The organism is Parabacteroides johnsonii DSM 18315, assembly GCF_025151045.1.
GTDB lineage: Bacteria > Bacteroidota > Bacteroidia > Bacteroidales > Tannerellaceae > Parabacteroides > Parabacteroides johnsonii.
The window spans coordinates 3,721,807-3,740,647 of sequence record NZ_CP102285.1 but is presented as its reverse complement, the minus strand read 5'-3'; the positions used below and the strand labels follow the sequence as shown (position 1 = coordinate 3,740,647).

The window sequence follows — 18,841 nt, the reverse complement described above, 5'->3', positions numbered from 1 at the left end:
TTGCCGGATGCAGGCGAACCGAATATAGAAAATATTGTTTGGGCGAATAAGCGGGAGAGGATTTTGAGTATTCTAATAATCCAGTATAGCCCGAACTTGCCGCTTTTCCTTTTTAGGGCATATATCGAGGCTGCTGTTTGCCATATTGAACGCTACTCCTAGGTCGATCACGCTGTTGTCTTTGCACCAGTATTCCTCGTCGTATAACAAAGTTCCCTGATGCTTGGCAAGAAGCATGTTAAATTCCCGTTGCCTGGTGTGCAGCAATACCAAATTGAGCATATCCGGCAGATGCCAGTTGTCTAAAGTCCCTTCGGAAATAGACTCGCAATAAATTAAGGCATCGAAATAATCGAGTGTCTGTTCCTGTATCTCCATTACCGAACCTTTATAAGGGATTATATCGGGTTCTATCTGCTGACCGGAAGAATCTACCCCGGTCTGTATAACCACTCCGTTTGCATAAAGATCTCCGACTGTCGGAACCCGGAAGGGGGGAAGATGGATGCCTTGCGCGATCTTATATCCTTTTTCAGGATAATAGTAAATGAAATGGCTTAGGGATGTGGTGAGGCGGATGGAACGGATATGGCTGGCTTCATCCGGTATAGCGATTGAAATACCCTGATTCAGTATCTCTGTATCCGGTGTTATGTAATGATACAAGGGGAACTGTTCGGATGTGAATTCGAATGCCGCCTTTTGTACGGATACCGGAAGATTGTCTGGGAATATGAAATACATAATTTCTCGATTGCTCCATCTGTTCCCTAAGATGGAAAACAAAATAAAAGCGTGGGAACTGCCATCTATCCAAGCAAGAGGTATCGCCAAACACCTATCCAGCAGATAGACAACAGCCCACGCTTAATGTTTATATATTTATGTATATATACAAAAAACGTGAGGCAATTGTTGTCTACTGTCCTTGCTGGATGAAAAATTGGCGATTTTCTTGCTTAAGGACAATATGATAACGCTTCTGTTTTACTATGTGATATTGCAACTCTTTGCAATAAAGTTCACGACAAAGATAATGTATAAATGATATGATTTATACGCTTTATATGTTTTTGTTAATGCGCTTCCAGCCAGTTCACCCCTTCACCGCAGTCGGCGATCAGGGGAACTTGCAGTTGGATCGCATTTTCCATTTCATCCAATACGATTTGTTTTACTTTTTCCATTTCGTCTTTGTAGACGTTAAAGTTCAATTCATCGTGTACCTGGAGGATCATCTTGCTTTTCAGGCCCTCGGTTTCGAAACGGTTGAAGATGCGGACCATGGCCACCTTGATGATGTCGGCAGCACTGCCCTGGATCGGAGCGTTGATCGCGTTTCGTTCGGCATATCCCCGCACGATTGCGTTATGGGAGTTGATATCCGGTAGGAAACGTTTACGTTTGTAAATCGTCTCTACATATCCTTTTTCTTTCGCCACCTCGATGCTTTCGTCCATGTAGGCGCGGATGTCTGGATAAGTCTTGAAGTAGCCTTCGATCAACTCTTTCGATTCTGCGCGAGGGATGTTCAGCCGTTCGGCCAACCCGAAGACAGAGATTCCGTAGATAATGCCGAAATTGGCCGTTTTCGCTTTCCGGCGCATGTCGGAAGTGACTTCTTCGACCGGAATGCCGTATATTTTGGCAGCTGTGGCGGCATGGATGTCGGCCCCGCTGCGGAAGGCTTCTATCATATGGGCATCCTGGCTGAGGTGAGCCATGATACGGAGTTCGATCTGCGAATAGTCGGCGGAGAAGAAAATACAATCTTCATTTTCGGCTGTAAAGGCTTTCCGGATTTCACGTCCTAATTCGTCGCGCACCGGAATATTCTGTAGATTCGGGTTGGTCGAGCTGAGGCGGCCAGTCGAGGTGACTGCTTGGTTGTAGGACGTGTGTATCTTGCCGGTTTCCGGGTTGATCAGTTCGGGCAATGCGTCGATATAGGTGCTGAGTAGCTTTTTCAGTCCGCGATATTCGAGCAGTTTTTCTACGACGGGATGTTTGGAGCGCATTTTCTCCAGTATTTCTTCACTCGTGCTGTAGCTGCCAGTTTTCGTCTTCTTCGCTTTTTCTTCTATCTTGAGGTGATCGAAAAGAACTTCGCCGACCTGGCGGGCGGAATTGATGTTGAACTTTATTCCTGCCAATTCATAAATTTCTTTTTCCAACTTCTTGAGTGCGGTCGTCAGTTCTTCGGATGATTGCTTTAAGGCGATGGTGTCGAGCGTCACTCCCGTATATTCCATTTCGGCTAATACATATATTAAAGGCATCTCGATATCATAGAAAAGCGATTCGAGTCCTTCTTTGTCCAGACAGGGGGCAAAATAGTTTTTCAGCTTGAGCGTGATATCTGCATCCTCGGCTGCGTATTCGGCTACCTGTGGAATGGGGACATCGCGCATGCAAAGTTGTTTTCTACCTTTCGGACCGATCAGTTCCTCGATGCGTACCGTTTTATATTTAAGGTATGTTTCGGCAAGGTAGTCCATGCCATGACGCAATTCGGGATTCAAAAGGTAATGAGCGATCATCGTATCGAATAGAGGGCCGGCTATCCGGATTCCATATTTGCGGACGACAAGGATATCGAATTTTATGTTTTGTCCGATCTTGAACGATTTCGGATTTTGCAGGGCGGGGGAGAAGTGGGCAAGAACTTTGTCTGCTTCTTCGCGGGCTGCCGGAACAGGGACGTACCAAGCTTCGTTTTCCTTCACGGCAAATGACATTCCGACCAATCCGGCCTTCATTGGGTCTATACCATCTGTTTCCGTGTCAAAAGCAAAAAAATCCTGTTCGCTCAAAAAACGCCCTAATTCTATCCTCTTTTCCTCTGTATCAACAAGATGATAAGTATGAGGGGTGGATTTTAAGTTCGCGAGAGTCGAATATTTGGGAACAGTCGTAGGTTCGGCCGCAAATTCTTCAAAGAGCGAGCCTTGAATCGGGCCTGTCGGAGCTGCTTTTTTCCTTGTGCCGGTTTTTGCCGGTGCCGGTGCTGCTTTGGACTCCGTTTTGGCTTTTTCCGGTTCTCTGTCCATTCTGTTAATAAATGTTCTAAATTCTAATTCGGTGTAAATCTCTACGAGGCGCTCTTCGTTCACTTTTTCCCGGATGCATTTGGCGGCATCGAACTGGATTGGGACATCCGTCTTGATTGTTGCCAGAAATTTGGAGAAACGGATTTGTTCTGTGTTCTCCGTAACCTTCTTCTGAAGGGAACCTTTCAGCTTGTCGGTGTTTTCCAAAAGATTTTCGATTGTTCCGAATTCGGCCAATAATTTCTGGGCAGTCTTTTCACCGACACCCGGACATCCGGGAATATTATCGGAACTGTCGCCCATCAGTCCTAAAAGATCGATCACCTGGTCGACGGATGTCAGGCCGTATTTGCCCAGAACTTCGGGTATTCCCATAATCTCGTAATCACCGCCGAAGCGAGGACGGTACATGAATATATGTTCGGACACCAACTGACCATAATCTTTATCGGGTGTCATCATATAAACCTCGAAACCTTCTTTCTCGGCTTGCTTGGCAACCGTACCGATGACATCGTCGGCCTCATAGCGCGGGACTTCCAGTATCGGGATGTTGTAGGCTTCTATGATGTCTTTGATGAAAGGGACTGACTTGCGGATATCTTCCGGTGTCTCTTGCCGTTGCGCCTTGTATTGTTCGTAGGCTTCGTGGCGGAAAGTCGGACCTTTCGGGTCGAAGCCTACCGCAATATGGGTTGGGTTTTCACGTTTCAGGACATCTTCCAGGCTGTTGATAAAACCAAAGATGGCCGAAGTGTTCATACCTTTGGAGTTGATACGCGGATTCTTGATAAAAGCGTAGTAAGAACGATAAATCAATGCATAAGCATCTATGAGGAATAACTTCATCTCTTTTAACACGTTTTAGTGTGACAATTGTCGGTAAATGTACGAAAAAACTCGCTTACTCGATACTTTTTGTTACTTTTGCGCATCTTAGGATCGATTATGAAGGATAGAAGTAAAATAGAACAACCGGTTGCTGTAGAGTTTAAACGTTTTAATGATGAGTTTGCTGCTTCGCTGCGAAGCGAAACGAATCGTTTGCAATCGGCTATTGACCAGATACTGAATGCGAGCGGAAAACATATCCGCCCCTTATTGGTACTTTTGGCCGCTAAAGCATGCGGACAGGTAACGGATAATACGATTAATTCGGCTGTTTTGCTGGAATTGCTTCATACTGCCACGCTTATCCATGATGATGTGATCGACGAGACAAAACAGCGTCGCGGCGTTCCTTCCCTGAATGCCATATTCGACAACCGTATTTCGGTTTTGGTGGGCGATTATGTCCTTTCCACCGCGTTGATCCGTTCTATCCAGACAGGTAATCTACAAATCATAGGTATTGTTTCCAACTTGGGACGCGATCTTTCGGAAGGGGAGATCAAACAGTTGGAAACGGCCGAAGAAAGTATTATCGACGAATCCTGCTATATGCAGGTGATACGGAAAAAGACAGCCATGCTGCTTTCTGCGTGTTCCGAGATCGGTTCCATCTCTGCCGGGGCATCCGGTGAAATGGTGGAAAAATGTCGTGAGTTCGGCGAATATTTAGGTTACTGTTTCCAGATCAAAGATGATATCTTCGACTATTTTAAAGAAGCGAATATCGGAAAACCTACCGGCAATGATATCCGAGAGGGAAAGGTAACGCTCCCCTTGCTACACGCGTTGCAGACGGGTAGGAAAGAAGAAGTAGACCATTGCCTTCGTATCATAAATGAAAAAGACTTTACTGTAGAGAATATAGACTTGCTGATTGATTTTGCCAAAGCAAATGGCGGCATCGAATATGCCGAACAGCGGATGTTGGAGTATCATGATAAAGCGGTCGGGGTTTTGAAAACACTCCCCGAATCGGAAGCACGCGAAGGATTGCTGTTGCTTGCCGATTACATAATAGAGCGCCGTAAATAAGTTTTTACGTTTTACTGTCATACTATCATTTTCTTCTTGTATTCTTTGAATATCAAGCTGATTCAGATATGATAGTTGCTTTTCCATCTATCATACCATCATGTTCTCTTTTTTGTTAAAGTATTATTGCTTGAAATACAGCTAAATAAAGATATCTCTCTCTTGAATGTGCATAGCACCTTGGAAGAACTTCCGGAAGATACAGAGTAAAGATGAATAAACTGCTTATATAAACACAGTGACACCCGGATGTAGGTGGTTCCTGCATCCGGGTGTTTGTGTAGGGTAGATCCGGGTGTGGCGGGAGGGAACACCCGGACGTATCAAAATTTATGTCGTTGTCTTTTGAAGAAAAGACCATAGGGCTGTGAGAAATATCCCGTTGCTTTTCTTATTTTCCCAAACGGTGTTCGATGTCTTCTACCAAACTGCTGGCTCCGATGCGGAACAAGTCTTTGTTCAACCAGTCGTTACCCAATACTTCTTTGACGATGGTATAGTAGCGGACAGCCTCTTCTGCAGTGCGGATACCACCGGCAACTTTGATACCGACACGCTTTCCTGTGATGGAATGGTACTTTTTCAGAACTTGGCACATCGTGTAAACGGCTTCCGGAGTTGCGCCGGGATAGCCTTTCCCGGTCGATGTCTTGATGAAGTCCGCACCGGAATAGAGGGCGAGAATTGCCGCTTTTTGAATACTTTCGGGTGTCTGGAGAGCACCTGTTTCGAGGATGACTTTCAATTTGGCATTACGACAGCTCTCTTTGATCTCCTGAAGTTCTTCGGTAAGTTCGTCATAGTTTTCTTCGAGGAAATAACCTAAATTTATGATAACATCGATTTCATCGGCCCCCTGCATGACGGCCATCGCTGTCTCGGCAATCTTTATTTCCATGAAGGTCTGCGAGGAGGGGAAACCGCCTGCTACGGATGCAATCTTTACCTCCTGTGCGGAGAGGGCCTCTTTTACCGTTTCCACGAATAGGGGATAGGTACAGATGGCGGCAACGTTGGGTAGGTCGGGACGGGTTCCTTCGAAATCGTTCACTTTGTCGACCAGCTTCCAGATACTTTCTTTCGTGTCGATACTGGTGAGAGAAGTCAGGTCGATGAAACCGTGAATCTGTTTTAAAACGTCGGGAGTGAAGTTGTCGTTCCCATGTTTTCCGAGCAGTGTTTTTACCCGTTCGGCCACTTCTTCCGTTGTGTCGGCCGTTTCGAATTTGGCGAATGCCTGCTGATATTTATTGGTGTGGAGATGCTCGGTGTCTTCATCGTGATGATGTCCGCATCCACATCCGTGATCGTGTTCGTGTACCATAATCTTATAGCTTTTTATTGTTTATATGTCGTTCTTTATCTCGGTTCGTTTTCTTTTGCAGATTCTTTTCGAAAGCGGTGGTCAGATCGACGCCTGTCTGATTGGCAAGGCAGAGTAATACCCATAGAACATCGGCCATTTCATCGCCTAAATCACGGTGTTTGTCGCTTTCCTTGAAAGATTGTTCGCCGTATGTGCGGGCCATGATGCGAGCCAGTTCGCCAACTTCTTCGGTCAGGATGGTCATATTCGTCAGTTCGTTGAAGTAACGGACGCCATACGTTTTGATCCAGTTGTCCACCTGCTCCTGTGCCTGTTTAAGCGTAATTTCTGTCATATCTTTTCATTCTTTATTTTGTGAGTCGATCCAAATCGTGACAGGACCGTCGTTCACCAGTTCGACTTTCATATCGGCCCCGAACGTACCGGTCTGCACTTCCTTTCCGATTTGCAACCCCATCTCGGCGCAAAAGGCCTCGTACATCGGGATAGCCACGTCTGGTTTGGAGGCATGGATATAAGAAGGACGGTTTCCCTTCTTTGTAGAGGCGTGTAAGGTAAACTGGCTTACTACCATCACTTCCCCTTCCGTTTCGGTTACAGAGCGGTTCATGACGCCGTTTTCATCATCAAAAATGCGAAGGTTGGCAATCTTTTTGCACAACCATTCGATATCTTCCTGTGTGTCGCGGTCTTCAATACCGACCAGTACGAGCAGGCCTTTCCCGATTTTGGATTTCAGCTGTCCGTCTATGGTCACGGAGGCATGTTGTACCCGTTGTATCAATGTTCTCATATCTTTATTTTAAACCATTTAATAATGCTTTTGTTTTGGCTTCTCCGATCACTTCTTTCAGTTCGTCGAAGCTGGCTTCGCGTATTCGTTTTACGCTCTTAAAATGACGTAAAAGTAATACTTTTGTCTTTTCTCCGATCCCTTTTATCTTATCTAATTCGGATTTTGTCTGGCTCTTACTTCGCTTATCCTTATGGAAGGCGATAGCAAAACGATGCACCTCGTCCTGTATTTGCGTGAAGAATTTGAACATGAAACTTTGTATCGGCATGCCGATTGTTTCGGGAGGGAAGCCGAACAGGAGTTCCGAAGTCCGGTGTTTCCCGTCTTTTGCCAGCCCTGCAATCGGAATGTCCAGATGCAGTTCGTCCTGGATCACTTCGCGTACGACTTCCATTTGTCCCTTTCCACCGTCGGTGATGATCAGGTCGGGCAGGGGAGTTTCTTCGGCGATGGCACGCTGGTAACGGCGGCGTACGACTTCTTTCATCGAGGCATAGTCGTCCGGACCGACAACCGTTTTGATGTTGTATTTCCTGTAATCCTTTTTCGATGGTTTCGCCATTTTGAAGACGACACACGCAGCCACCGCGTCGCTTCCCTGTATATTGGAGTTATCGAAGCACTCGATATGAGCCGGTAATTTGGAGAGATGGAGCGTGTCCTGTATCTCTTTTAAAAGACGTGTGCTGCGTTGTTCCGGATTTAGCTTTTCCGCCTGTTTCAGTTTGTCGACCTTATATTGCTTCACGTTCATTTCCGATAGTTCCACCAACTTCTTTTTGTCTCCGCGTTGCGGAACGGTGATTGAAACGTTTTCCAGTTCTATATCCAACGGAAAAGGAACGATGATTTCGCGTGCAGTGCTTTTAAAACGATTGCGCATTTCGATGATGCCTAAGCTGAGCAGGTCCTCTTTCGACTCGTCTAAACGCTTTTTATATTCGAACGTATAGGCTTGCACGATTGCCCCGTTGCCGATATGCAGGTAATTGATGTAGGCGGAATTTTCATTTTCTGCTAACGAAAATACGTCTATATTGTGGAGCATCGGGGTGACTACTGTCGATTTGGAACGGTAATTTTCGATGACTTCATACTTTTCTTTGATCTTTTGTGCCTCCTCGAATCGTAATTCTCCGGCCAGTTTTTGCATCTCTTCATACAGATGCTTGCTTATTTGCGAGATATTCCCGCGTAGGATTTCCTTTATTTCGGAAATGTTTTGTTGGTATTCCTCCAGTGTCTGTAATCCTTCACAAGGTCCTTTGCATCGTTTAATATGGTATTCAAGGCAAACTTTATACCTTCCTTCGGCGATGGATTCGGGGGTAAGAGGGTATTTGCAGGTACGCAACGGATACAGTTCTTTCAACATTTGCAACATGACTTTTGCCGTGTAGATGGAAGGATAGGGACCGTAATAGCGCGAACCGTCCCGTACGATATTCCGGGTTTGGAATATACGCGGGAAATATTCATTCTTGACAACGATAGACGGATAGGTCTTGTCATCTTTCAATAGTACATTATACCGGGGACGATATTGCTTGATCAAGTTGTTTTCTAAAAGAAGTGCATCCTCTTCCGTGTCGACAACAAAGTATTTGATGTCCCGTATCTGTTTAACCAGGACACGTGTTTTGTTGCTGTCGTGCTCTTTGTTGAAATAGGAGGAAACACGACGTTTCAAATTCTTCGCTTTGCCTACATAGATGATCGTTCCCTTCTCGTCAAAGTATTGGTAGCAGCCTGGCGATTCCGGTATGACGGAAAGGATGCTTTTTATATGTTCCTCGGTTGCGCTCATCTCTTTTTGCATCTATTTCTATCCTATTCTCAGTCTTTTACGCTGTTTTTATTAAAGTAAATGTTTCACGTGGAACATCCGCGTTTAGCGACCTAATAATACCAAAAGGATGTTTATGTCGCTCGGTGAGATGCCCGGAATACGGCTTGCCTGGGCAATTGTGTCCGGGTCTATCCGTGTCAGTTTCTGGCGGGCTTCCGTAGACAAAGACTGGATCGAGTTGTAATCGAACTTGCCTTTGATATGGATATTTTCCAGACGGTTTATCTTGTCGGCGATGATCTGCTCGCGACGGATGTAGCCGCTATACTTGATTAAGATTTCTGCCGCCTCGATGATCTCTTCCTTTCGTGAAACAGGAACTTTGTCCAGCTCTGCCCGGAATGCCGGGACCAGTTCCGCGATATTCTCCAACGTGATTTGGGGACGTGGAATCAGTTCGATCAATTTGCATCCGTGTGCAAGCGGTGTAGTGCCCAAAGTTTCCAAGCCGCTGTTTATATATTGCGGTTTGATGGAATAGTTGGCTGCAAAAGCAATGATCGCGTCCCGGCTGGTCTTTTTCTCATTCAGCAGATCATAGCGATCCTGCTTTGCCAAACCGAGGGCATACGACTTTTCCGTCAAACGCATATCCGCATCATCTTGGCGGAGCAAGATACGGTATTCGGCACGCGAGGTAAACATGCGGTAGGGTTCGTCCACGCCTTTCGTGACAAGATCGTCGATCAATACGCCGATATAGGCTTCGTCACGTCCTAACACGAACGGTTCTCCGCCATGACAATTGATGTGTGCGTTTATTCCAGCTACCAACCCTTGTCCGCCGGCCTCCTCGTATCCGGTTGTTCCGTTGATCTGTCCTGCAAAGAACAGGTTGCGGATTTGTTTTGTCTCCAGGTTATGGTGAAGTTGTGTCGGATCGAAGAAATCATATTCGATGGCATATCCCGGACGGTAGATCTGTATGTCCCGGAATGCCGGGATCTGTTGCAGGGCACGCAACTGTATCTCTAAAGGAAGAGAGGAGGAGAAACCATTCAGATAGTATTCCTGTGTCGTTTCGCCTTCCGGTTCCAGGAAGAGCTGGTGCTGGGGTTTGTCCGCAAACGTCACGATCTTCGTCTCTATGCTTGGACAGTAGCGCGGGCCAATACTCCGGATCTGTCCGTTATACAACGGGGAGTCGGGTAGACCTTCGCGCAGGACTGCATGGCAGGCCTCGTTGGTGAACGTTGTCCAACAACTTAGCTGTTTCAAAACACGGTGCGAAGTGTCCATATATGAAAACTTATGGAAGTCGTTTTCCCCAGGCTGTTCCGCCATTTCATCGAAGTGCACGCTACGTGCGTCGATGCGCACCGGCGTCCCGGTCTTCATCCGTTCGGATTTGATGCCCAGTGAAACTAATTGTTCGGTCAGACCGAAAGCGGCCGGTTCGGCTATGCGGCCGCCTCTGATTTGTGTCCGGCCGATATGCATGAGCCCGTTCAGGAAAGTCCCGTTGGTCAGGACTACGCTTTTCGCATGGAACTCGACTCCCATATCGGTCTTTACGCCGCATATGGTGTTTCCGTCAAGCAATAGTTCGCGTACGGTATCCTGCCAAATATACAGGTTCGGGAGGTTTTCCAATATTCCCCGCCAGCATTCGATGAAACGGGCACGGTCGCTTTGGGAGCGCGGGCTCCACATGGCCGGTCCCTTACTCTGGTTCAGCATACGGAACTGGATGGCTGTCCGGTCCGTCACAATTCCCATATAGCCGCCTAATGCGTCTATTTCGCGGACGATTTGGCCTTTGGCTATGCCTCCAACGGCCGGATTGCAACTCATCTGTGCAATCTTGTTCATGTCCATTGTAATGAGAAGAGTCTTCGAACCTAAGTTGGCGGAGGCCGCCGCGGCTTCACAGCCCGCATGGCCGGCTCCTACCACGATCACATCGTAATTGAAAGTCATTGTCCTAATTGTCTTTATTTCTTTGCAAAGATAATAGATTTGTACGGGATTTTGGTTATGTTTGTAAATCTTGAAACACTAAGTAATACTAAAGAATAGCAGTATGGAACCCCGGATCTCTTCTTCGACGATGGATCGTACCAATAAGATAAAGACGTTTGCCATGCTTCTGCTTTTATATGGCATCTGTATATTCCCGGCTTGGGATGGCAACCTGCATGTCTTGTTGGGTTTGTTTGCCGTCAGTACGATCCTCTGTTTGGTTACTCGAGGATTTATGCCAAACCGTTTTATCGTGGATGGAGAAAAACTGGTAATAGATGCGTCTTTCCGGAAAACGTATATAAGCATAGAGGAAATCCTTTCGGTCCGCAAGGTCGACCGGCAGGATTTAGGAATAATGATCCGTTCATTTGGTGTCAGTTGGTTGTTTGGCGATCTCGGATATTTCTCTTCTACTGCTATCGGACATGTGAAAGTTTTTGCCCGGCGTTCTGATAATCGTATTCTGATTACGACTATCAGACACGGTAACTTTATCATTGCACCTGATGATCCTGAATTTATCCATTATCTGAACCGGGCGATACTTAGGAGATAGGAAAAACAATACGATCCTATCATAATGCCATGCAGCGTGTTACTGGTTCTGGGCATCTTATAGATATGATTATAAGTCTAAAAGAAATGTTATGAAAAAGTATGTACTTTTGTTTGGGTTGTTGATACAGGCCGTGTCGGTTTTGGCCCAGGAGGCGTCTGTTGGGAAGTCGATATTCTCCGTTCATGCAGGGGCTTCCTGGTATTTGGGGAAAATGATCGGGATCACGAACAACTCCGATGCTTATCGGAATGATTTACGGAATGGGATCGCCTGGGATGCCAACTATTATTTCTTGGGAGACAAATATATCTTCGGTTCGTTTAAACTTGCTCCCGGACTTATCTATCAGGGTGGGCGTTATAAAAACGCTCATGACGAAAGTTCTGACAAGATTCTGATGCATTATATCGCGCCTCAGCTTGCCTTGTTTATGGTGAAGCAGAAATACAATCTGTCTTTATCAACCGGGGTGGGATATCAGCATTATAAAGATAAAAGCTTTGTGTACGGAAAACCGCGGGATGTGTCTATGAATAAACTGGCCTATAACCTGTCAATGGGAGGTGAGTATCTTCTTTCTCCGCTTGTGGGAATTTCCGCAAAGTTGAATTGGATCGTTACCTCCTCCGAAAGTTATTCGGTCAGGTATCACGGTCAGAAATGGCAGGTCGAATCTCCTGAATTGAGCGGTGGTGGAGGATGTTTTTCCCAATTATCCTTATTGTTCGGTATGAATTTACACTTTTAATCAGATACGATTATGAGACATCTGTTATTGATCTGTTTGTTGTTGTTTTGTGTGGCCTGCGAAGAGAACGAATCGGTCGATCCGACGGTCATGCCTGAAGCTACTACGACCGGGGCGAATACATTCGGTTGTCTGGTTGACGGCTGGGTGTATACAAGCGGCAGGTGGGGGTTGCCTGTTGCGGAATATTTGGAGTGGGAAGAGGGTTCCAGCATGACGGTTTCGGCACAGGTCGGTCTCGGTTCGTGTATCCGTTTTACGATTGCCGACCCCAAAGAGGGAGAAACGCTTCCTTATGTGAATCTCTCTTTTGAGAATCAAAATATGGAAGATGGCAAGGTCTACATCTCCCGTATGTCGGGCGGCGTGTTCAGCGGCACTTTCGAGGGAGGACGCATTGTGGAAGGTCGTTTCGATTTGAAATATAAGGAATGAGCGGTTATGTAGATGGCTTGGTTTATAATTGCTTTAATACCTCCATCACATAGTTCCGCCGTTGGCGGGAAATGCTGACCGAGGCTCCGTCCTTCATGCGTATATATCCACCGTCGCTTTTGATGAAACTTTTGATTTCATCCAGATTGATCAGGTGCGACTGGTGGACGCGGAGGAAGTTGTAGGGTGTCAATAATTCGTCGAACTCCTTGAGCGTTTTCGATACGATCAGTTTTTCCCCCGACTTCAGATAGAAGGTCGTGTAGTTGCTTTCCGATTCGCAACGGATAATGGAACCGATTTCTACAAACTCAATCTTATCAGCGACCGACAGGGCTATTTTCTTTTGCTTGTCCAATACTTGCGTGTTTTGCAGGAGGTTCTGCATTCGTCTGTTTTCTTGTTTCCGAAGGACGACCTGGACCGCCTTGTCTACGGCATGTGTCAGTTCTTCCGGGTCGATGGGCTTTAACAGGTAGTCGAGCGCACTGAAGCGGATGGCCTGGATCGCATAGTTGTCGTAAGCGGTCACGAAGATCACCTCGAAAGGAATCTCCGGAAGATTTTTCAGGAGGGAAAAGCCGGTATCGTCGCCTAACCGGATATCTAAGAAAAGGATATCCGGTTTAGCTTCGGGCAGCACGGTACGGGCTTCGGTGACGGAGCTGCAAATGGCCGATATTTTGATTTGCGGACAATGCTTTCCGATCATACGGAGCAGGTTCTCTCGGTTCCCCTGCTCGTCATCTACGATTGCTGCGGTTATTTTTGTGTCCATATTTTATCTTATAAAGGAATGGATAGCCGGACATGGCAACCGGAAACGGATTCTTTTTTCTGCCTGTTTTCGATCGTTATGCCGATTTCCGTATTGTACAAATCCTTTAGTATCTCGAACTCGTTGCTGATGGCGCGGATACCAAAGCCACCTTCCGCTTCTGTTTCTATTCCGGGACCGTCGTCGATGATGTCGATGGTCAGCAACTGGTCTTGCAAAGATAATCGAATTATGATTTCTCCCGTACCGCGCGGAGCGATTCCGTGTTTGACGGCGTTTTCGACGAAAGGCTGTATCAGCATTCCCGGAATCTCAATCGCGTCCGGTTCGATATTTTTGTCTACCGTCAGCGAATAGGAGAAGGGGAACCGGAGCTGTTCGAGCTTCAGGTAGAGCTGTAGTTGTTCGATCTCGTCGGAGAGGGGAACCAGCTTCTTTTCGGAAGTCGCCAGCACTTTTCGCAACAGGCGTGAGAAATCGATCAAGTATTCATTTGCCTCTTGGCTGGCCGATCGGTTGATCAGATTCTGGATCGAGCTGAGCGCATTAAAAATGAAATGCGGGTTCATCTGAGAACGGATGGCGCGCAGTTCGAGTTCACGGATACGGCGGCGGTTACGTTCCTTCTTTTGCTTTTCTTTCGTCCTGAAATAGTAGGCGATACAGATGATTGCCGCGATTAAAAGTGTACCTAAGACTCCTTCTTTGAATCCTTTTAGAAAATCGTTGAAAGATTCGTCTTCCCGGTTCAGGTCGTTTTGAATGATTGCTAAGGCGGGTTTGGGATCAAACCTCCAACCCGTAAATTGCCGATAGAGGATGGTTCCGTCTTCACGCATCAGGATAGTCACTGCACCGAGTCCCTTACGCCTTAATTCCTCTATTTGCAGATCGGAAATCGCTTTAAAGGGTTTTACCCGTTCGGTATTGTTAGATTGGAATTTTGAATATAACTCGAGTTGAACGATGGAGACAAGCCCTTCCGATTCAAGACATTTTTTGAAATCAAGTGCATTTTGAAGGTTTGGCGCAGGAAGACCTTGTTCTCTTGATAAAAACAGCAGGATGTATTTCCGGTCGCTTCCTTTCACCAGATGCAAGCTATCGGCTATCATAAGGCCACTTTCCCTGATATTTTTTCCAGTTTCGAAGGGTAATAGTTTATCGTATGTTCTTTTTAGCAGATTTGTCAGACTGGTATCCGGACAGGAGCGGATAAAATCGTTATAATCTCCTTCTATTTCGGATAGCGTGTTGGTGTGCATCAACTGTTGTAGAGTTGATCCCGTTGCCATATATTTAGGAAAACCCGAAAAGAGTTGTTTATTTATGATGTATTCTTCCTGTGGGGATAGTTTTCCTTGCTTGTTCAAGCACAGGTTGTCGGATTTGAATTCTTGTTTTTTATAGTTTGAATATGTGTATAGGAAATAATAGTAGGTTGCGGCGTCTGTCTTTTGCAGGCTGTATGCAAAGTCGATAAGCGGATTGACCGATGCGAAATAAGGAGCTTGCCAGTCAAGCAAACCGCTTTCTTGCCAAGCCTGTTTGTCGGTGGCTCTCATATAAAACTCGAGGACAAACATCCCTTCAAAATATTGCTCCGAGCGTTCGAAAACCTTTCGCCAGTATGGGTCCAAATGCTTGAAATCTTTTTCTAATGCAATTTGAAAAAGGGAATCACGGGTTTGAAATGCTTTTTTTACTTGGTCAGGAGTGATAGGGTTCAAACTTCGCATATCAGGGTCATATATGTCCGCGAACCGCCGAAAACTGTATTGGATATTGTTCTGTTCGCTTCCCCGTCCCTGATAATGTCTTTTGTGAGTCGTGGCAAACCGTTCTTTGTCTTGTGTGATGGAATCCCCCGGAGTGAGTAGGAGTGTCACCCGTTCGCCCACTTTGTATTCGGTCGGGTAGGCGATGAATATCTTCTTGTGGATGGTCGAATCGTCGGACAAGTCGAAATTGACATGGCTACACGTAAACTCCGTATTTGGAGGAAGGGAAAACGAAGCGTCGATGATTCGTGTGTTTTGTGCCAGCCGAGGCATTCCTTCTTCCTGCCAGCTGGTCAGGAGAGTTTGTGCCGCCGGTATAAGCAGTTTGTCCAAGAGTAAGGAATCCCGGAGAGTCGTTTCCGGATAGGTGGATAACCCGGCCTGTCTTACTCCGAAAGGAACATAGTTTTTCGAATAAGAAAAGATAGTTTCCTGCTTGTCTAAAGTCTGTACTTCTTGGCTATCCCGATCGTATATGACACGCAGGAGCCGTTGGCCGACTTTCTCGTGGTCGAACGTGAAGTCCTGCCGGTAGCGGCTGTCAAAATAGTAGAAACCGGGCTTTCCGGCTTCGTTCCGGCAGTCGTACAGGTTCTTGAGCGTGTAATCGAGGGTGAGGGTATGTTCATTCAGATCTGTTACGGTCGCCTTAAAGATGACTCGTCGGATGTTTTCTGCCCGCCAGGGCACCTTTTCTTCGATACCCGGAGCAATGTAAGGATAGTAATGGACGGACTCGATTTCCACCCAATCGCCCTTTTTCAGAGAGTCGGGGGTATAGGGAACGAACGTTTCGGCCGAACCGCTGTTTACCAGGAAAAGGAGAAGCAATAGGAGTGCTGTTTTCATACCTGTAAAAATAAGATGAATAATTTGATTACCCTCCAAATATATCCCATAAAGATCGCTTATTGCCGACGTAATGAGCAGATGGCCGGTTTGGACGAGTATCAGGGATAAAAACTTGTTGCATATTGTTGATTACTCTTAAAAAAGATGTGTTTTATAAGCTCCTATTTTTATGTTTTATCAACATAATCACCGGATTGGAATCTTCGTCCAGTTTAGATGCGATTTCTTTGAGCTTCCCTTTGAGTTCTCCTTTGTTGTAAGATTCGACAAGTTGGTAGGCTTCTAAAGAGTTCCATGATGTAATTTCGTGATTAATGGGTTTAATCATACTCATATAGATTTCTTTTTTTGCCAAAAAATCACCGTTGTATATGGTGTATCCGGAAAAAGATAGCTCTTTTGTATCGTATACGAAATACTTACTTGGAAATCCTTCTTGTGCATTCCAGTCATATACATTTTTGATTGATTCCATAAAATAATAACGATCCGAAAATAGCCGGAGAATCAAACATTCCTCCGGATTCATGGATTGAATTGACGGCGTTCTTACAATAAAGGGACGCAAATTGTAGTCCGGCATAAAGGTGTATACCGTATCTGACGAAAGTTCTGAAAGTAGCCAATTGTCATTGAAAGGGAAGATGGAATAGTAATGACCGGGTCCGACACCGATCACTGCCCGCCCGTTATTTTCTCCGGTTTTCCTTATTTGGCTTAAGAATTTCTTTTCTTTAAATGGAATTTTTATCTCTTGAGTAATGCTTCCGTCCTGTTTGGATATAAGTACAAACGGAAGCTCTTTATCGTATTCGTCATAACAAATCAGATGCTGTCTGTCATAATTGAATATATCGCTATAAAATTGGGAATCCGTACCGTTTTTGTGTTTAAAGCTTCTTTTGAAGTTCCCATACAAATCATATACAACAATTTTTTTTCCTAAGATATCGTTTACGAACATTTCTTTGTTCTCTTCATCTAAAGTGACGGTGTAAAGACTTATGTATTCTTCCCCGCTTTGTCCTTTACGATTTATCTTCCGGATGGCTTTCCCGGTCCGGTCATACACAAAAATATTCCCGTCATTGATCCGGTTACTGTTTTTTACTAATACGAATTCGTTGCCTATATCTAATACGATACCTTGATTTATGAAATCATCGTTCGTTTCCAACGCAACATATTCGACATCCATAAAGTCCTGAAGTATCAATTCCTTTTTTGGGGAATAATCCTTAACGACATTAACCGTAATGAAATCATTACTGCCTGTCTGTTTTTGTCCTCTACTTTCCGTCGCGATCGCTAGAAAAAGAATGATCACTGAAATAACATTGATTCTTTTCATTTTTATACCTGTATTTGATAAGCGATAATATAACCAGAAGGCTACTTTCTGTGTTTGACCAACATGATCACCCGATTGTCATCCTCTCCCAATGTCGCAGCTACCTCCTTTAGTTTGCCTTTCAACTTTCCTTTTTTATAGTCCTCGCAAAGGTCGAAAGCATTTATAGTCGCCCATAATTCCCCTTTGGAATTGATAGGGGTCAGCATGACCATATAAAATTCTTTTTTATAAGAATAATCGCCATTGTATATGATATACCTGAAGAAATCCTTTTCCTGTGTATCGTATACAAGGTAGGTTCTCGGAAAACCATCTTCTTTGCTGAAATCATATACATTTTTTATGCTTTCCATGAAATAATAACGATCGGAAACTAATTTTAAAGTCAGGAAAGATTCCGGGTTCATGGTGTGGACAGGTGGCGTTCGCACAATAAATGGACGCAAACTGTAATCGGGCATTAATGTGTAGATCGTATCCGATGAGGGTTCTAATAGGATCCAGTTACCTTTAAAGGGAGTAATCCTACTGTATTCACCTGGTCCGGCAGCCCTTGTTCCTCCTTCATGCCTTAAAAGTTGAATAAACAACTTCTTCTCTTTAAAGGGTGTTTTGATCTCTTTGGTTATGCTTCCGTCTTGTTTTGAGACGAGCAGAAATGGAATCTCATCATTACATTCATCGTAACAAATCAGATTTTCTTTATCATAATTGAATATATCCCAATAGAATTGGGTATTACCCTCTTGTTTCTGCTTAATACTTCGTTTAAAATTTCCTTCTAAATCATAAACCTTTATTTTTCTTGTCCAAAAATCGTTTATAAACATTTCATTGTTTTCTTCATCCAATGTAACACTTCTACAAGATGTGTATTCTTCTCCCCCTTGTCCTTTACGATTTATTTTCCGGATGGCTTTCCCGTTTCGGTCATACACAAAAATATCACCGTCGTTCCTGTAATTTTTTACTAATATGTATTTTTCACCAACTGCCTGCACGCATCCTTGATTGATAAACTCATCATTTGTTTCCAGCGGAATATACTCCACATCCATAAAGTCTTGAAGGATCAATTCCTTTTTGGGAAAAGAATTTTTTGTGACATCTACTGTGATCAAGTCATCTGCCGTTTGGTTCTGTCTTTTGCAACCTGTCGTTGTTAACAGAATAAATAGAAAGAAAATAGTTGCGCCTTTCATACCGGATAATTTAATTGTTACCAACCTTTTATTTGCCTGTTTCCAGGATTAGGTTGATAATAGAATTATAAATCCAAATCTATGTGATAATGCCAGGGGATATCCGGCAAATGAGTAGATGGTCGTTTGGTATGAGTATTTGTGATGGTGATAGCGAGTAATCGGTGTACAGGTTTTATCAGGTCTATGTGTAATTTTGGGTATTTTCGAAACAAGAAAATG

At 44.8% G+C, this 18,841-nt stretch carries 15 protein-coding genes; 4 read left to right on the top strand and 11 right to left on the bottom strand.

Annotated elements, in window-relative coordinates:
* Nucleotides 1-72: 72 nt before the first annotated feature.
* Both NQ564_RS15445 and polA read right to left on the bottom strand, forming a co-directional pair.
* Nucleotides 73-744 (bottom strand): hypothetical protein, encoded by a 672-nt coding sequence (locus NQ564_RS15445; protein WP_008146694.1) that lies wholly within the window; start codon nucleotides 742-744, stop codon nucleotides 73-75.
* 332 nt (nucleotides 745-1,076) lie between these two features.
* Entirely contained in the window at nucleotides 1,077-3,899 is a 2,823-nt protein-coding gene (gene polA / locus NQ564_RS15440) for a DNA polymerase I (protein WP_008146688.1), read from the bottom strand.
* Between the two features lie 99 nt (nucleotides 3,900-3,998).
* Between polA and NQ564_RS15435 the strand changes: the two genes are divergently transcribed.
* Nucleotides 3,999-4,973 carry a polyprenyl synthetase family protein gene (locus NQ564_RS15435; protein ID WP_008146685.1) on the top strand — a complete coding sequence of 325 codons (975 nt, stop codon included), beginning with the start codon at nucleotides 3,999-4,001 and terminating at the stop codon, nucleotides 4,971-4,973.
* A 391-nt stretch (nucleotides 4,974-5,364) separates the two neighbouring features.
* On the opposite strand, the gene deoC is transcribed toward NQ564_RS15435, so the two are convergent.
* The 5 genes from deoC to mnmG all read right to left on the bottom strand — a co-directional run bounded on the left by deoC (nucleotide 5,365) and on the right by mnmG (nucleotide 10,865).
* Nucleotides 5,365-6,297 carry a deoxyribose-phosphate aldolase gene (gene deoC / locus NQ564_RS15430; protein WP_008146683.1) on the bottom strand — a complete coding sequence of 311 codons (933 nt, stop codon included), beginning with the start codon at nucleotides 6,295-6,297 and terminating at the stop codon, nucleotides 5,365-5,367.
* A gap of 4 nt (nucleotides 6,298-6,301) precedes the next feature.
* Nucleotides 6,302-6,634: a nucleotide pyrophosphohydrolase gene (locus NQ564_RS15425; protein ID WP_008146682.1), complete on the bottom strand. Its 333-nt coding sequence runs from the start codon at nucleotides 6,632-6,634 to the stop codon at nucleotides 6,302-6,304.
* Between the two features lie 6 nt (nucleotides 6,635-6,640).
* A complete protein-coding gene (gene dtd, locus NQ564_RS15420) occupies nucleotides 6,641-7,093 on the bottom strand; it encodes a D-aminoacyl-tRNA deacylase (protein WP_008146681.1) in 453 nt (150 codons plus the stop codon).
* Between the two features lie 4 nt (nucleotides 7,094-7,097).
* A complete protein-coding gene (gene uvrC / locus NQ564_RS15415) occupies nucleotides 7,098-8,903 on the bottom strand; it encodes an excinuclease ABC subunit UvrC (protein WP_039848033.1) in 1,806 nt (601 codons plus the stop codon).
* An 84-nt stretch (nucleotides 8,904-8,987) separates the two neighbouring features.
* Nucleotides 8,988-10,865 (bottom strand): tRNA uridine-5-carboxymethylaminomethyl(34) synthesis enzyme MnmG, encoded by a 1,878-nt coding sequence (gene mnmG, locus NQ564_RS15410; protein WP_008146677.1) that lies wholly within the window; start codon nucleotides 10,863-10,865, stop codon nucleotides 8,988-8,990.
* Nucleotides 10,866-10,968: 103 nt separating this feature from the next.
* Between mnmG and NQ564_RS15405 the strand changes: the two genes are divergently transcribed.
* The 3 genes from NQ564_RS15405 to NQ564_RS15395 all read left to right on the top strand — a co-directional run bounded on the left by NQ564_RS15405 (nucleotide 10,969) and on the right by NQ564_RS15395 (nucleotide 12,652).
* Nucleotides 10,969-11,466 carry a PH domain-containing protein gene (locus NQ564_RS15405; protein WP_008156152.1) on the top strand — a complete coding sequence of 166 codons (498 nt, stop codon included), beginning with the start codon at nucleotides 10,969-10,971 and terminating at the stop codon, nucleotides 11,464-11,466.
* A 91-nt stretch (nucleotides 11,467-11,557) separates the two neighbouring features.
* Nucleotides 11,558-12,217 carry a hypothetical protein gene (locus NQ564_RS15400; protein ID WP_008146673.1) on the top strand — a complete coding sequence of 220 codons (660 nt, stop codon included), beginning with the start codon at nucleotides 11,558-11,560 and terminating at the stop codon, nucleotides 12,215-12,217.
* Between the two features lie 12 nt (nucleotides 12,218-12,229).
* Nucleotides 12,230-12,652: a hypothetical protein gene (locus NQ564_RS15395; RefSeq protein ID WP_008156154.1), complete on the top strand. Its 423-nt coding sequence runs from the start codon at nucleotides 12,230-12,232 to the stop codon at nucleotides 12,650-12,652.
* A 22-nt stretch (nucleotides 12,653-12,674) separates the two neighbouring features.
* On the opposite strand, the gene NQ564_RS15390 is transcribed toward NQ564_RS15395, so the two are convergent.
* The 4 genes from NQ564_RS15390 to NQ564_RS15375 all read right to left on the bottom strand — a co-directional run bounded on the left by NQ564_RS15390 (nucleotide 12,675) and on the right by NQ564_RS15375 (nucleotide 18,619).
* Nucleotides 12,675-13,430, bottom strand: a complete 756-nt coding sequence (locus tag NQ564_RS15390; RefSeq protein ID WP_008146671.1) for a LytR/AlgR family response regulator transcription factor — start codon at nucleotides 13,428-13,430, stop codon at nucleotides 12,675-12,677.
* An 8-nt stretch (nucleotides 13,431-13,438) separates the two neighbouring features.
* Complete coding sequence (locus tag NQ564_RS15385) at nucleotides 13,439-16,060, bottom strand: sensor histidine kinase (protein ID WP_039847998.1); 2,622 nt, start codon at nucleotides 16,058-16,060, stop codon at nucleotides 13,439-13,441.
* Nucleotides 16,061-16,214: 154 nt separating this feature from the next.
* On the bottom strand, nucleotides 16,215-17,414 hold the full coding sequence (locus NQ564_RS15380; RefSeq protein ID WP_008146668.1) for a 6-bladed beta-propeller: 1,200 nt from the start codon (nucleotides 17,412-17,414) through the stop codon (nucleotides 16,215-16,217).
* Between the two features lie 41 nt (nucleotides 17,415-17,455).
* A complete protein-coding gene (locus NQ564_RS15375) occupies nucleotides 17,456-18,619 on the bottom strand; it encodes a 6-bladed beta-propeller (protein ID WP_008146667.1) in 1,164 nt (387 codons plus the stop codon).
* Between the last annotated feature and the right edge of the window lie 222 nt (nucleotides 18,620-18,841).